The 14684-nt window shown below is 73.2% G+C and carries 14 protein-coding genes; 8 read left to right on the top strand and 6 right to left on the bottom strand.

Going from position 1 to position 14684, the window contains the following annotated elements:
* The first annotated feature begins 102 nt into the window (after positions 1-102).
* The 3 genes from OG736_RS01740 to OG736_RS01730 are packed head-to-tail and all read left to right on the top strand — an operon-like array spanning position 103 to position 3185.
* Positions 103-771, top strand: a complete 669-nt coding sequence (locus tag OG736_RS01740) for a response regulator transcription factor (RefSeq protein WP_327180779.1) — start codon at positions 103-105, stop codon at positions 769-771.
* A gap of 12 nt (positions 772-783) precedes the next feature.
* Positions 784-2196: a sensor histidine kinase gene (locus tag OG736_RS01735; RefSeq protein WP_327180778.1), complete on the top strand. Its 1413-nt coding sequence runs from the start codon at positions 784-786 to the stop codon at positions 2194-2196.
* Positions 2193-3185, top strand: a complete 993-nt coding sequence (locus OG736_RS01730; RefSeq protein ID WP_327180777.1) for a TAXI family TRAP transporter solute-binding subunit — start codon at positions 2193-2195, stop codon at positions 3183-3185. Before OG736_RS01735 ends, OG736_RS01730 begins: the two co-directional genes overlap by 4 nt.
* A gap of 45 nt (positions 3186-3230) precedes the next feature.
* Here OG736_RS01730 and OG736_RS01725 read toward each other — a convergent pair whose 3' ends face one another.
* Positions 3231-4094, bottom strand: a complete 864-nt coding sequence (locus tag OG736_RS01725; protein ID WP_327180776.1) for a helix-turn-helix transcriptional regulator — start codon at positions 4092-4094, stop codon at positions 3231-3233.
* Between the two features lie 131 nt (positions 4095-4225).
* Here OG736_RS01725 and OG736_RS01720 point away from each other — a divergent pair, with 131 nt between their 5' ends.
* On the top strand, positions 4226-5176 hold the full coding sequence (locus OG736_RS01720; protein ID WP_327180774.1) for an NAD(P)-dependent alcohol dehydrogenase: 951 nt from the start codon (positions 4226-4228) through the stop codon (positions 5174-5176).
* Positions 5177-5305: 129 nt separating this feature from the next.
* Here OG736_RS01720 and OG736_RS01715 read toward each other — a convergent pair whose 3' ends face one another.
* Positions 5306-6187: an NAD(P)-dependent oxidoreductase gene (locus tag OG736_RS01715; protein WP_327180773.1), complete on the bottom strand. Its 882-nt coding sequence runs from the start codon at positions 6185-6187 to the stop codon at positions 5306-5308.
* Positions 6188-6283: 96 nt separating this feature from the next.
* On the opposite strand from OG736_RS01715, the gene OG736_RS01710 reads away from it, so the two are divergent.
* Entirely contained in the window at positions 6284-6634 is a 351-nt protein-coding gene (locus OG736_RS01710; protein WP_327180772.1) for a winged helix-turn-helix transcriptional regulator, read from the top strand.
* A gap of 111 nt (positions 6635-6745) precedes the next feature.
* Positions 6746-7171: a nuclear transport factor 2 family protein gene (locus OG736_RS01705; RefSeq protein ID WP_327180771.1), complete on the top strand. Its 426-nt coding sequence runs from the start codon at positions 6746-6748 to the stop codon at positions 7169-7171.
* 125 nt (positions 7172-7296) lie between these two features.
* Here OG736_RS01705 and OG736_RS01700 read toward each other — a convergent pair whose 3' ends face one another.
* The 4 genes from OG736_RS01700 to OG736_RS01685 are packed head-to-tail and all read right to left on the bottom strand — an operon-like array spanning position 7297 to position 12101.
* Positions 7297-8418, bottom strand: coding sequence for an XdhC family protein (locus OG736_RS01700; protein WP_327180770.1), 1122 nt, complete (start codon positions 8416-8418; stop codon positions 7297-7299).
* Positions 8411-10537 (bottom strand): xanthine dehydrogenase family protein molybdopterin-binding subunit, encoded by a 2127-nt coding sequence (locus OG736_RS01695; protein ID WP_327180769.1) that lies wholly within the window; start codon positions 10535-10537, stop codon positions 8411-8413. The genes OG736_RS01700 and OG736_RS01695 overlap by 8 nt, the downstream gene beginning before the upstream one ends.
* Positions 10534-11526 (bottom strand): FAD binding domain-containing protein, encoded by a 993-nt coding sequence (locus OG736_RS01690; protein WP_327180768.1) that lies wholly within the window; start codon positions 11524-11526, stop codon positions 10534-10536. The genes OG736_RS01695 and OG736_RS01690 overlap by 4 nt, the downstream gene beginning before the upstream one ends.
* Complete coding sequence (locus tag OG736_RS01685; RefSeq protein ID WP_327180767.1) at positions 11523-12101, bottom strand: (2Fe-2S)-binding protein; 579 nt, start codon at positions 12099-12101, stop codon at positions 11523-11525. Before OG736_RS01685 ends, OG736_RS01690 begins: the two co-directional genes overlap by 4 nt.
* 251 nt (positions 12102-12352) lie before the next feature.
* Here OG736_RS01685 and OG736_RS01680 point away from each other — a divergent pair, with 251 nt between their 5' ends.
* Positions 12353-12952 carry a TetR/AcrR family transcriptional regulator gene (locus tag OG736_RS01680; protein ID WP_327180766.1) on the top strand — a complete coding sequence of 200 codons (600 nt, stop codon included), beginning with the start codon at positions 12353-12355 and terminating at the stop codon, positions 12950-12952.
* A gap of 457 nt (positions 12953-13409) precedes the next feature.
* On the top strand, positions 13410-14603 hold the full coding sequence (locus tag OG736_RS01675) for a PP2C family protein-serine/threonine phosphatase (RefSeq protein ID WP_327180765.1): 1194 nt from the start codon (positions 13410-13412) through the stop codon (positions 14601-14603).
* Positions 14604-14684 lie beyond the last annotated feature (81 nt).

Below are 14684 nucleotides of genomic sequence, written 5' to 3'. Positions count from 1 at the left end.
ACAGAACTAACCTCCCCTTAACACTCCGGCGGGTGCACGGTCGGTGTGGTCTACATTCGGCTGGGGGCAGTGGCCGGGAGTGGCCGAAAGGAGGTGGTCGGGGTGCAGATCCTGCTGGCCGAGGACGACGACGGTGTGGCCGCGGCGCTCGTGGAGGTGCTGTATGACCATGGCCATGTCACCCGGCGGGTCCGGTACGGCAGGGAGGTACTGACCTACCACCGCAGCTCCGACCTGCTGCTTCTCGATCTGGGCCTGCCCGACACCGACGGCCTGGACGTGTTGCGCGCCCTGCGCGCGGTGAGCGACATGTCGGTCGTGGTGCTCACTGCCCGCGGAGACGAGCGCTCGGTGGTGCGCGGACTGCGGCTCGGAGCCGACGACTACCTCGTCAAGCCGGTCCGACTCGCCGAGCTGCTCGCCCGGATCGACGCCGTCACCAGGCGAAACGCGGCGAAGAGTGCCCCCTCCGTACGGACGGCGCGTGCGGGCGACGTCGAGGTGGATCTCGACGCGCGCCGGGTCCGGGTCGCCGGGGCGGAGATCGAACTGACCACCAAGGAGTTCGACATCCTCGCCGTGCTGGCCGGGCGTGCGGGCACGGCTGTCAGCCGCGAGCAGCTCCTGGACGAGGTGTGGGGCGACGCCCGCCACGCCGTGTCCCGCTCCCTCGACGTCCACCTCACCCAGCTGCGTGCCAAGCTGCGCCGCCCCGAGCTGCTCACCACGATCCGGGGCTTCGGCTACCGCTTCGGGGACCTCGAGGACTGAGGGGAACCACGCGTGCGCACCCGGGTCCAGGCCGCACTCCTGCTGTTCGTCGTGATCGCGGTGGCCGCGTTCGCCGTACCGCTGCTGCTGTTCACCGCGTCCGACCGCACCCAGCAGCTGGTTCTCGCCCGCAGCGCCGACCTCGACCGCTTCGCCTCCCTCATGGACCAGGCCGCGTCGACCGGCGACACCTCGGCCGTCGCCGCCGAGGCGCGACGCTACACACAGCTGTACGGCGAACCACTCGTCGTCACCGACACGCGCCGCAACCCCGTCGTCCAGACCGGCGGCATGCGGGCCGCCGACCCCGACGTCGCGCGGCTGCTCGACGCGGCGCTGCGCAACCAGACCGCGCATCCCACGGGGGCGCTGCGTCCCTGGTCGCGGGGATCGCGGATGTTCGCCGAGCCCGCGGGCACCGGGACCCGGGTCTCCGGAGCCGTCGTGCTGCGGGCCTCGGTCGGGACCGCGGCGGAGGACATCACCCGGCGGTGGGCCGCCGTCCTCGCGGGCGCCGCTCTGGTCGCCGTCGCCTGCACGGTCCTCGCCCGGGCCGCGACGAGGTGGGTGGTCAGCCCGCTGCGCCGCCTCGACCGTGCCGTCGGCCAGCTCGCCGCAGGACTCCCGCCCGAACAGACCCGGGCCGGCGGACCGCCCGAACTGCGCCAGCTCGCGATCGGCTTCAACCGCATGGCCCGTACGGTCACGGCGGCCCTGGAGCAGCAGCGCAGGCTCGTCGCCGACACGTCCCACCAGATGCGCAACCCCATGGCGGCGCTGCGGCTCCGTGTCGACGCCCTGCACACGCACCTGCCCGCGTCGGCGAGCCGCACCTACACCGGGGTCACCACCGAGCTCGACCGCCTGGAGACCCTCCTCGACGACATGCTCGCCCTCGCCGCCGCGGAGCACCGGGCCGGGGAGCTGACGGTGACCGACGGCTCGGACGCCCACTGCGACCTCGCGGCGGTGCTGGCCGCCCAGCACCGACTGTGGGAGCCGGTCGCCCGGCGCGCCGGAGCCCGCCTCACGCTCCGGGCCGCTCCGGGCCGGGTCACGGCCGCCTGTACGGACCGCGAGCTCGCCCAGATCACCGACATCCTCGTGGACAACGCCATCAAGTACGCGGGCCCGGGCGCCGAGATCTCGCTGCGCTGCACCACCGAAGGCCCGCTCGCGGTCCTCACGGTGTCCGACGACGGTCCAGGCCTGGGCGCGGAGGAGCTCGCGCTGGCCACCACGCGGTTCTGGCGTTCGGGCCGGCAACGACACGGCGGCACCGCGGGTACGGGACTGGGCCTGGCCATCGCCGAGCAGCTGCTGGCGGGGCGGGGCGGCCGACTGGAGCTGGCACCCGCGCGACCGCAGGGGCTGCGGGCCAGGGCGGTCGTACCGCGCGCGCCGGGCGACGGAGGTGCCCCATGACCCGTCCCGTCGACCGCCGCGCCCTTCTCCATGCCGCCCTCGGCACGGCCGCCGTCGCCGTCCTCGGCGGCGCGCTCACGGCCGACGCCTCCCGGCAGCTGCCCGGACCGAGCGGTGTCCTGCGCATCGCGACCGGCGAGCCCACAGCCTTCTACGCGGCTTTCGGCCGCCTCCTCGCCACCGAGCTCGAAGCGGCGTACCCCCGTCTGACCTGCCGCGTCCGTACCACCGCGGGCAGCGTCACCAACATCGAACTGCTCCGCGACCACCGCGCCGACGTCGCACTCGTCCTCACCGACACCGCGCTGGCGGCCCAGGGCACCGACCTCTTCCCGCACCCCGTGCCCCTGCGCGCGCTCGGCCGGGTGTACGAGACCTACCTCCAGTTCGTCGTCCGATCCGACTCGCCCGTACGCGCGGTGTCCGACCTGGCGGGACACACCGTCTCGCTCGGCGCGACCGGATCGGGCGCGGCCGTGCTCGGCGAACGGATCCTGCACGCCGCGGGGCTTTCCCCCGGCACCGACGCGCCCGTACGCCATCTCCCGCTGGCCGACGCGGCCGACGCGGTGCGGAGGGGCTCGGTCGACGCGCTGCTCGTCGCGGGCGGCGTACCGTTGCCCACCCTGTCCGACCTCGACGACCGCGTCGGCCTGCGGTTCCTGCCGCTGGCCGGACTGCTGCCCCGGCTGGGCGGCCGCGACGGCCTGGCCGGGTCGGGGCTGGAGGAGGTGTCCTTGCCGCAGGGCGCCTACCGGTCGGCGGGCGGGGTCGGCACCATCGGAGTGTCCAACCTGCTGGTGTGCCGCCCCGATCTGCCCCGCGGCGTCGCCGACGCGCTGACCCGCCTGCTGGCCCTGCGAGCGAGTGCCCTCGTGCCCGGCAACGCCGTCGGGACCCAGTTCCTCGACGTCGGCAGCCTGATCGGTACGGGCGGCATCGCACTGCACCCCGGCGCGGCCGCGGCGTACCGCTCGCTGCACGGCTGAGCCACATCGCAGGCCGCACGTGACGGCCGCCCGACGTGCCTCGGGTCAGCGGGCGTCGAGCAGGCCGGCGAGCAGTTGGAGCCGCTCGGCGTCGGGGCCGCCCTCGACGGCGGTGTACACGATCAGCATCGGGCCGGGAGCGCCCGGCAGCGGGTAGGCGTCCCAGTCCAGGTTCAGCTCGCCGACCAGAGGGTGGTTCACGCGCATCCGGCCGCGCGTCGTCTCCCCCACGTCGTGGCGGGCCCACAGCGTCGCGAACTCGTCGCTGCGCACCGCGAGTTCGCCGACCAGGTCGGCGGCGCGCGGGTGCCCCGGATCGGCGGCGACCTGGGCGCGCAGCATCGCGGTCAGCTCGGCGACGGTGGCGGCCCGCTCCGGGCAGGTCTGGTCGGCTTCCGGGTGCAGCAGGAGCGACAGCAAGTTCCGCTCCGCCACCGGGAGTCGGGTGAACTCGCCCAGCAGCGCGCCGGCCAGCGGGCTCCAGGCCAGTACGTCCAGGTAGCGGCCCACGACCAGTGCGGGCGAGGGCATCGTGCGCAGCAACCGCTGTGTGGTGTCCGGTACCTGCTCCGGTTCGTACCGGCGCGGGGCGCGTGCCGGGGTGCGCGCGGCGGCGGCGAGGCTGTGCAGGTGCCGAGACTCCTCGGCGGAGAAGTTCAGAGCGCGCGCGAGGGCGTCCAGGACCTGTTCGGAGGGCCGCACGTCGCGTCCCTGCTCCATCCGCTGGTAGTAGTCCGAACTCACCCCCGCCAGCAGGGCCAGTTCCTCCCGCCGCAGCCCGGCCACCCGCCGCCTCGGGCCGGGTTCGAGGCCGACGTCCTCCGGCCGCAGCCGGGTCCGGCGGGTCCGCAGGAACGCGGCGAGTTCACGGCGGGGCTCGTCCGTCGGCGCGAGGGGGTCGTCGGTCACGGCGCCAGTATGCCTCGGACACCGGCGGCAAGGGTGGGTCTGCCGGTCCCAGGAAAGGGCGTACGACCGTGATGGCGCGGGTGGGGACCAGTATCGGTTCCACACCGGACGACCACGGAAGGAACAGCGACATGAAGGCCGCTCAGATCACGGGTTACGGCGCACCGGACGTCCTGCGCGTCAACGATGTCGACCGCCCCGTCCCCGGCGCCGGCGAGGTGCTGGTGTCGGTCGAGGCGTCCAGCGTGAACGGACACGACGTGATCGTCCGCGCCGGGGAGTTGAAGATGGTGTCGGGGCGCCGCTTCCCGATCGGCGCGGGGCTGGACTTCGCGGGCGTCGTCGTCGAGACCGGCGCCGACGTCGAGAGCCACCGGGCCGGGGACCGGGTGTGGGGCATGGTGCATCCCCGGCAGCGGCACACCACCGCGGGGGCGGCCGAGTACGTCGTGGTCCCCGCCGACCGGATCGCGCCCGCCCCCGCGGGCCTCTCGCCGGTCGACGCGGCCTCCCTCGTCGTGGCGGGTGTCACGGCGCTGATCGCACTGCGCGACAGCGTGCGCCTCGCGGGCGGCGAACGGGTCCTCGTACGGGGCGCGGCGGGGGGTGTCGGCACAGCCGCCGTGCAGCTGGCTCACGCGATGGGCGGCCACGTCACCGCGCTGGCCCGCGACCGCCATGCCCAACTGCTCACCGGCCTCGGTGCCGACGAAGTCCTCGACCGCGGTTCCACCACCTCGGACCGGATCGGACCGTTCGACGTCATCGTCGACACCGTCGGCTCGGAACTGCACTGCTACCGAAACCGGTTGGCCAAGGGCGGCCGGATGGTCACCGTCGGACTGTCGGCCGGCGCCCTGGCCGCGATCGCCGCGTCGAGCGTGCACGGCTCCCGCCGCATCCGCACCTTCAGCGCCAATCCCGACAGTGCCGTGCTGCGCGATCTGACCGACCATGTCACCTCGGGTGCGCTGCGCCCGGTGGTCGACAGCGTGTACCCGCTCGCGGACATCGCCGCGGCGCACGCGGCATTCGAGCGCGGCGGCGCCGTGGGCAAGCACGTGATCGCGGTGTCCGCGTAGCTCCGTGGTCCTCGCGAGTGCCCGCGAGTCCCTGGGTTCGTCGGGGACGGAGCGACGCTGGGCCGGTGCTCGAGGAACGGTCACCAGCCGGTCACCGGCAGGGTCGCCGCTGTGGCTGCATGCTGCCGATCAGCGCACCAGCAGGTCGATCACGCCCGTCAGGTCCTCCTCGCCGCTGCCCTCGCCCAGGCGGCGGCGCATCAGGTCGAAGTAGGGGCTGAGCAGTTCCGGGCTGACGCCCTGCTGCTCGGCGGTGCTCAGCAAGGTCGGCGTGCCGGCCACCTGCATGGCGAGCGGGGAGGCGACATCTTCGGTGTAGTCGCCGCTCCGCAGACGGTCTGCGGTCCGGTGAACCGCCGGAGCCATCGCGACGAGCCAGTCGGCGAGCAGTGGGGCGAGCGACGCCGGATCGATGTCCTCCTTGCGGATCAGGGCGAAGGCGTGCGCGGACCCGGCGAACATCCCGTACATGGCGCTGAGCAGGGCCACGTCGTGCAGGGCCGCGAAGCCCGCGTCCTCGCCGACGTAGGTGGTGCCGGCCGGGACTGCCAACGTCTCCTGGTGCCGCTCGAACAGCTCCCGCGAGCCGCTGTAGAAGACGTAGCCTCCGGCTTCCCGGACACCGATCATCGGCGGGACGGCCATGATCCCGCCGTCCAGGTAACGGGCGCCGCACTCGCGGGCCCACTCGGCGCGGGCGCGGGCCTGCGCAGGGGTGCCGGTGGTCAGGTTGACCAGGTCCCTGTCGGCCAGGTCGGCGCCGGCCAACACCTCGTCGACGGAGGCGTCGTCCAGCAGACAGACGACGACCAGGGTGCTCGCCGCGATCGCCTCGGCGGCGCTGCCCGCGACCCTCGCACCCTCGGCGGAGAGCGCCGCGGAGCGGTGCGGGTTGCGGTTCCAGACGGTGAGCGGGTGACCGGCGGCGAGCCAGGTACGGGCCAGCGCGGCACCCATCGCGCCGAGACCCAGCAGTGTGACGGCGCTCTTCTCAACAGTGTTCTGTGTCATGCCGATCAGGCTGGTCGCCGGCCCTGGCGTGATCAAGTACGTACTTGGGAGTGGGTGGTTACCCTGGGGTGAGCGAGCACGTCAGAGGGGTGGGGCATGACGACGCTGAACCGGCCGGGCGCACCGGACGGACACGCCTGCGGGATCGACACCGCGATGGAGGTGATAGGCGGCAAGTGGAAGGTCCTGCTCCTCTGGGCGCTCCACGAGCACCCCTGCCGCCGCTTCGGCGAGCTGCGTCGACTGCTTCCGGGGATCACCGAGAAGGTGCTGGCCTCCCACCTGCGCGAGATGGAAGCGGACGGTGTCGTGCACCGCGTCTCCTACGACGAGGTGCCGCCCCGCGTCGAGTACTCGCTGACCGAGGACGGCACGCGCCTCAACGACGCACTCCGGCCGCTGGCCGCCTGGGGAAGGGAGCGGCCGACCGTTCGGCGGTCGCAATGAGCGGCCCGGCGTCGGCGCCCACCACTTGAGGAACCTGGGGAACCAGGGGTTCCCAGGGGTGATGTCGGAGAACCGCCAGCCCCTTCGTCTTCGGTTGCCTAGGGTCGCGGGATGTCCCGACAGAACCGTGCCATCGTGGAAGACGCCTGGAAGGCCTTCGCGAGCCATGACGCCGACCGGATCTCCGCGGTGTTCACCGAGGACGCCGAGTGGCTGGCGCCTCCGGGGAACGCTACTGCCGTCGCGCTGGAGGGTCCCAGCCATCTGGTCGGCAGGAAGGCGATCGTGCGCTTCCTCGCCGAGGACTTCCCCCGCTTGTTCGTGCGGGATGTCACCGTCACCTTCCGCGGGTTCCACGCCGTGGGCGAGCGGGTGGTCGTCGAGGAGACCATGACGGCGACGCTGGCGGGCGGCGGTCACTACGCCAACGACTACTGCTTCGTCTTCGAGCTCCGGGACGGTCTGATCCACCGGGTGCGCGAGTACATGGACACAGCCCGCGGGCATCGCATGATCTTCGGTGAGGTTCCGCGGTAGCCGTCGTCCGTCCCGCGGTCCGACACGTCGCCGCAAGCGCTGGGGCCCGACAACACAGCGGCCCGCCCTCGGAGTCGTGTCCGGGGCGGGCCGCTCGCGTGCCGCGCAGGCCGTGCCGTCGGGCCTCAGGCGGAGTGGCGGTGGTGGATAGGCCTGTCCGAGCCGGTCAACGGCAGGCCCGTCCCGCCCCGCCGGGCGGCGACGATCTCCGCCGTGATGGACAGGGCGGTCTCCTCCGGCGTACGCCCCCCGAGGTCCAGGCCGATGGGCGACCTCAATCGCGCCAACTCGTGCTCCTGGAGGCCGATGTCGCGCAGCCGCCGGTCCCGGTCGGCGTGGGTGCGGTGGGAACCCATCGCGCCGACGAACGACACCGGCAACCGCAGCGCGACCTCCAGCAGCGGGACGTCGAACTTGGCGTCGTGGGTGAGCACGCACACCACGGTGCGCCCGTCCGTCCGGGTGCCCCGCAGATAGCGGTGCGGCCAGTCCACGACGACCTCGTCGGCCTCGGGGAAACGCTCCGGGGTGGTGAAGACGGGCCGGGCGTCGCACACGGTGACGTGATAACCGAGGAACTTGCCGGCCCGGACCAGTGCCGCCGCGAAGTCGACGGCACCGAACACGATCATCCGGGGCGGCGGCACGCTCGTCTCGACGAGCAGGGTGAGGCCGCCGGGGCAGTGTGATCCGTCCTGCGACAGCTCGACCGTGGCGGTGCGGCCCGTGTCGAGCGCGGCCAGGGCCTGTGCCGTGGCGGCGCGGTCGAGGTCCTCGTGACCGCCGAGCCCGCCCTCGCGGGAGCCGTCGGCGTGCACGAGCAGCGCGGCGCCGAGAAGCGCCCCGGGCCCGCGGACGACCCTGACGAGCGCGACGGGTTCGCCCCGTGCCGAAGTGTCCAGGGCGCAGCGCAGCAGCGCACCGACCGGACCGTCCGCCGTGACCGGGGTGACCAGGACGTCGAGGACGCCGCCGCACGTGAGTCCCACGGCGAAGGCGTCCTCGTCGCTGTAGCCGAAGCGTTCGACGACGCTGTCGCCGGTCTCCAGCGCCCGGGCGCACAGGTCGTAGACCGACGCCTCCACGCAGCCGCCGGACACCGACCCGATGACGGTGCCCTCCCCGTCGACGGCGAGGGCGGCGCCCGGACCCCGCGGGGCGCTGCCCCCGACGGACACGACGGTCGCGACGGCGGCCTTGCGGCCCTCGGCCAGCCAGTCGCCCAACTGCGGCGCGAGGTCAAGCATCGAGGCCGCCGCTCAGGACCCGGTCGGGGCGGATGGGCAGGCTGCGGTGGCGTACGCCGGTCGCGTGCCACACGGCGTTGGCGACGGCGGCGGCCGCGCCGACGATGCCGATCTCACCGATGCCCTTGATGCCGACCGGGTCGTCCGGGTCGTCGTCGGCCACCCAGTGCGCCTCGACCCGCGAGACGTCGGCGTGCGTCGCCACGTGGTAGCCCGCGAGATCCGCTCCGACGGGACCGCCGGAGGCCGCGTCGCGCGCGGCTTCCTCGTGCAGGGCCATGGAGATGCCCCAGATCATGCCGCCGGTGAACTGGCCACGCGCGGTGAGGGGGTTGACGATGCGCCCCGCCGCGAACACGCCGAGCATGTGCCGCACCCGGACCTCGCCCGTGTCGGTGTCGACGGCGACCTCGGCGAACTGCGCGCCGAACGAGTGCCGTTCCTTCTGCGCGAGGGCGGCGATCGCCGCGGTCGTGTCGGAGCGCACGGTGATGCCCTCGGCCGGGATCGCGGCGCCCGGCACGAGCCGGTCGCGCAGTTCGCCGGCGGCGGCCATGACGGCCCATGACCAGGACCGGGTGCCCATGGAACCGCCCGCGATCATCGCGAACCCGAACGCGCTGTCCCCGAGGCGCACTTGTACGCGGTCCGGCGGGACGTCCAGCGCGTCCGCGGCGACCAGGGTGAGGGCGGTCCGGGCGCCGGTGCCGATGTCCGCTGCCGCGATCCGTACGGTGAAGCGGCCGTCCGCCTCGGCGGTGATCGAGGCCGTGGACGGGGCGGCGCCGGCGCCGAAGGAAGCCGCCGCGGTGCCGGTGCCGAGCAGCCAGCGCCCCTCGCGCCGCACCCCGGGCCGCGGGTCGCGCCGGTCCCAGCCGAAGCGACGGGCGCCTTCCTCGAAGCAGGCGCGCAGATTGCGGCCGGCGAACGGGAGACCGGAGACCGGGCCCCGGTCCGGTTCGTTGCGCAGCCGGAGCTCGATCGGGTCGATGCCGCACTCGTGGGCGAGTTCGTCGAGCGCGGCCTCCAGCGCGAAGGACCCGGGCGCCTCGCCCGGGGCGCGCATCCAGGTGGGGCTCGGGACGTCGAGCGGTACCACCCGGTTCTCCGTGTGGTGCGCGTCGGCGTCGTACATCACCCGGGCCACGCCGGCGCTCGGCTCGACGAACTCGTGCACGGTGGAGGTGCGGCTGAGCGACCGGTGGTCCAGGGCGAGCAGACGCCCGTCGGTGTCCGCCCCGAGCCTGACCCGCTGGATCGTGGGGCTGCGGTGGCCGGCCAGCGTGAACATCTGACGTCGGGTCAGGACGACCCGCACCGGACGCCCGACCATCCTGGACGCCATCACGGCGGCGACCTGGTGGGCACGCACGCCCTTGCTGCCGAAGCCGCCGCCGACGTGCTCCGAACGCACCCGCACCGACGCGGGATCGAGTGCGAAGAGGTTCGCGAGTTCCGCGACGACCCAGGTGGCGCCCTGGTTGGAATCCACCACCTCGAGCCGGTCGGCCTCCCAGCGGGCGGTGGCCGCGTGGGGCTCCATGGGGTGATGGTGTTCTTCCGGAGTGGTGTAGGTGCCGTCCACGACGACCGCGGACGCGGCGAGTTCGGCCTCCAGGTCACCCTTGTCCGTCACGGCGGGCATATGGCCGTCGGACGGGTGGGCGTCGGGGTGGTCGTCGGTGAACCCGACGTCGTGCGGGGTCTGTTCGTAGTGGACGACAAGGGCCTCGGCGGCCTCGCGCGCCTGCTCGGACGTCTCGGCGACCACCAGCGCCACCGGCCAGCCCAGGTGAGGCACCCGGTCGTTCTGGAAGACCGCGCACGTCGGGTCCGGGGCGGTGCCCAACAGGCCGATGTAGTCGGTCTTCAGTGGCGGGGCGTTGCGATGGTCCAGCACGGCGAGGACGCCGGGCATCGCCAGGACGGCGTCCGCCTCGACCTCCCGGATCCGGCCGCGGGCCACGGTGGACAACACCAGCCATCCGTAGGTGAGTTGGGCGAAGGGGATCTCGCCCGCGTACCGGGCCGCACCGGTGACCTTGTCCCGCCCCTCCACGCGGACGTGACCGGTGCCCACGGCACGGACGCGGGCGAGGGGCGCCTCGGTCGTCGTCATCGCGCGGCCTCCTCGGCGAGTTCGCTCAGCACGGCCACGGTCAGGTTGCGCATCAGGGTCACCTTGAATCCGTTGTGCGACAGGGGCCGGGCCGCCGCCAGTTCGGCGTCCGCGGCGGCCGCGAACGACTCGGCGTCGGCGGGTGCCCCGGTCAGGATCCGCTCGGCTGCGCGGGCCCGCCAGGGCCGGGAGGCGACCGCGCCGAACGCCAGGCGCACCTCGCGCACGACACCGTCGCGGACGTCGAGCGCGGCGGCGACCGAGCCGACGGCGAACGCGTAGGACGCGCGCTCGCGCACCTTCCGGTAGCGGGAACGGGCGGCGACCGGAGCCGGTGGCAGGGTGACGCCGGTGATGAGCGCGCCGGGCGGCAGGGCCGTCTCGCGGTGCGGGGTGTCGGCGACCGGGAGATAGAACCAGCCCAGCGGCAGTTCGCCCGGTCCCTGGGCGGTCTCGTAGTGCACCATGCCGTCGAGGGCGGCCAGCGCGACGGCCATGTCCGACGGGTGCACGGCCACGCAGTGCGCGGAAGCGCCGAGGACGGCGTGATTGCGGTTCTCGCCCCTGACGGCCGGACAGCCGCTGCCGGGATCCCGCTTGTTGCAGGGGCCGGTGGTGTCGGCGAAGTAGGCGCAGCGGGTGCGCTGGAGCAGATTGCCGCCGACGGTGGCCATGTTGCGCAGCTGGCCGGAGGCGCCGGCGAGTACCGCCTGCGCCAGCACGGGGTAGCGGGTGCGGACCAGGGGATGGGCGGCGAGGTCGCTGTTGGTGACGGTCGCGCCGATGCGCAGGCCGCCGGCCGGGGTCGGCTCGACGCGGTCCAGCGGCAGGCCGCGAACGTCGACCAGTCGTCCCGGACGTTCGACGCCGGTCTTCATCAGGTCGACCAGGTTGGTGCCGCCGGCGAGATAGCGCGCGTCCGGATCGGAGTCGAGCAGCGCGACGGCGCCCGCCACGTCGGAGGCCTTCCGATAGCCGAACTCCCTCATGCGGCAGGCTCCTTCGGTTCAGGTCCGGCATCGGTGCGCGCCCCGGTCCCGGATTCCGCGGCCCTGGTGACGGCCTCGACGATCGAGGGGTAGGCGGCGCAGCGGCACAGGTTGCCGCTCATCCGCTCACGGATCTCGTCCGAGGTCAGGGGTGGTGGTCCGGCCTCGGGCCGTACGTCGGCCGAGGCGGCGCTCGGCCATCCGGCGGCGTGTTCCGCGAGCACACCGATCGCCGAACAGATCTGTCCCGGCGTGCAGTAACCGCACTGGTAGCCGTCGAGATCGAGGAAGGCCTGCTGTACCGGGTGCAGCCGGTCGCCGTCCGCGACGCCCTCGATGGTGGTGACCTCACGCCCCTCGGCCGCGACCGCGAACTGGAGGCAGGCCACGGTCCTGCGGCCGTCGACCAGAACGGTGCAGGCTCCGCACTGCCCCTGGTCGCAGCCCTTCTTGGTGCCCGTGAGGTCGAGTCGCTCGCGGAGTGCGTCGAGCAGGGTGGTGCGGTGGTCGACGGGCAGCGTGTGCCGCTCGCCGTTGATGTGCAGGGTGATGACGCTGGACGTCGGTAAGGCCATGAGAGCTTCTTTCGCGCTTCCGGAACCTGAGGCGGCGGCCGCCGGTGCCTGGCGACTGCCGAGGTGCGTCGTTCGTGGGGGCGGGGATGGGCGCACGGGGCGGCGCTGACGGTGGCCGCGTACTCCCGCGCGGACCCGGCCGGGGCTATGGTTGAACCCAACCGGACAATCGTCCGCTACCGGCAAACGTAACGGACAGTTGTCCGCTTAGCAAGGGTGGGGTTCGGCCGCGCACCCCCGAGGAGAGTCGAGTGCAGCACAAGAAGGACGCGCCCCTGCGCTCGGACGCACAACGCAACCGTGAGCGCATCCTCGAGGTCGCCCTGACCGAGCTGACGCTGTGCCCCGACGCCCCGCTCAGCGCGATCGCCAAGAAGGCGGGCGTCGGACAGGGCACCTTCTACCGCAACTTCCCGCACCGCGAGGCCCTGGTCCTGGAGATCTACCGCCACGAGATACGCCAGGTCGCCGACAGCGCGGCCCAGCTGCTCGAACAGCTGCCGCCGGAGCAGGCCCTGCGCGCCTGGATGGACCGACTGGCCGAGTTCGCCATGACCAAGGCCGGCCTCGCCGACGCGATCCGCCTCGCCACCAGCACGCCGGGCGGCCCCGAGAAGCCGACGCACACCCCCGTCACCGACGCGGCCGAACTCCTCCTGCGCGCCAACGACGCGGTGGGCGCCATCCGGCCGGGCATGACCCCCGACGACCTGGTCCTCGCCATCGGCGGCCTGTGGCAGCTGGCACCCACGGACGACTGGCGCCCGCGCGCCGCCCGGCTTCTCGACCTCGTCATGGACGGACTGCGCGCCGGGGCACCCGGGGCCGGCGGCCAGACTCACCCGTCTTGACCCGGGCGCTGGGCAGTGACCGGTCCGTCCGGTCGAGTTCGGTACGACGTGCCGTCCGCCCCGCGCAACCGGGCATCCTCCCGATTCCGCCGGCTCGAGTCACTTTCCCGGCCGCGCAGTGGAGGAGGCCGGCCCACCCCGGCCGGCGCTCTGCCGACGGCAGCCGACACCAGGGCGGCAGGCGGGTGTTGAGCCTCGGCGCCCACAGGAGCCCGGCCCGCTGACATCTCGTTCGTCGGCCCCCCGAGATAAGGCGTCCGGCGGGATCCGAGCCGTCCCGGGGCAGCCGGCTCGGGGCAGTCACGAACTGGCCTCCTTCGGGGCGACGGTGGGAGAACGGAGCGTCCGGCAGCGGGTTTTCCGCCCTGACCCGCCGTCCTGACCAGGCAAGATGAGAACACCAGGTGATGTTGCGGAGAGTCGGGGAAGAAGATGCGACAGCCGATAGGAGGTTGTCGTGGAGGGTGGAGATCTGGAACTGGGCGAACTGCTGTCCGCTGCGGAGGCGGCTCCGCCCGGTGAGTCAGTCGACGTCGTGGCGCACGATCTGCAGAAGCGGTTCGGCGCGGAGCGTGTGTCCTTCCTGTTCGTGGACCTCATCGGTCAGCGACTGGTACGGCTCGTCGCGGCCGGCGGTGAGGTCGCGGACGATGCCGAGCCGATCGACCTGCAGGGCAGCGTGTACGACGTCGTTCTGCGCAGCCAGCGTCAGCATGTGGAGCCGGACGGGCAGGGCGGGCGGCGCGTCATCACGCCGGTCACCAACCGGGGCGACTGCATCGGCGTCCTGGAGCTCACCCTCCAGTCCGCCGACGACACGGTGCTGCGGCAGGTCCGCGAAGCGGCACACGCGCTGGCCTACATCATCGTCACGGACCGCCGCTTCACCGATCTCTACCACCTGGGCCGGCGCACCACCGAGACCAGCCTGGCCGCGGAGATCCAGCACCAGCTGCTTCCCTCGGCGCCCTGCTGCGAGGCGGACGAGTTCACCCTCGCCGCCGGGCTGGTCCCGGCCGACGACATCGGTGGCGACACCTACGACTACACCCTGGACCGCGACACCCTGCACCTGTCCATCACCGACGCCATGGGCCACGACACGAACTCGGCCCTGCTGGCCACCCTGCTGGTCGGCGCGCTCCGCCGGGCCCGCCGCAGCGGCTGCGACGCCCTCAAGCAGGCCCGCCACGCCCACCAGGCCATGCTCAGCCACAACCGTGGCCTGGCCACGGGACAGCTGCTGTGCGTCGACCTCGAAACAGGCCTGTGCGAACTGGTCAACGCAGGCCACCCCCGGCCGCTGCGGCTGCGCGACGGCATCGTCGAAGAGGTCAGGCTGGCCGTCAACCTGCCCTTCGGAGTGGCGGCGCCCACCGCCTACCGCGTACAGGAACTGCAACTGCTGCCCGGAGACCGCCTGGTCCTGCTGACCGACGGCATGCAGGACCGCGGTGCCGCGGCCGTCGACCTGCCTTCGGTCATCCACGACACCCGCGCGCTGCACCCGCGTGAAGCCGTCCGGAGCCTGACCGCAGCTGTGCTCGACGCCTGCCGCGGCAACCTCAAGGACGACGCCACGGTCCTGATACTGGACTGGCACGGCAATCGCCGCCGACCGGACGAGACCAGACCCGCCCCGCAGCGATGAGCTGCGGCACCCCGTGTGAGGTGACGGGTACGGCGCACGACGGCTTCCCCCGTCGCCATGGCTCCGGCGCATGGGCCGCCG

This window comes from Streptomyces sp. NBC_01334 (assembly GCF_035983595.1).
Classification (GTDB): Bacteria; Actinomycetota; Actinomycetes; order Streptomycetales; family Streptomycetaceae; genus Streptomyces; species Streptomyces coriariae.
This window is presented reverse-complemented; position numbering and strand designations above follow the sequence as displayed.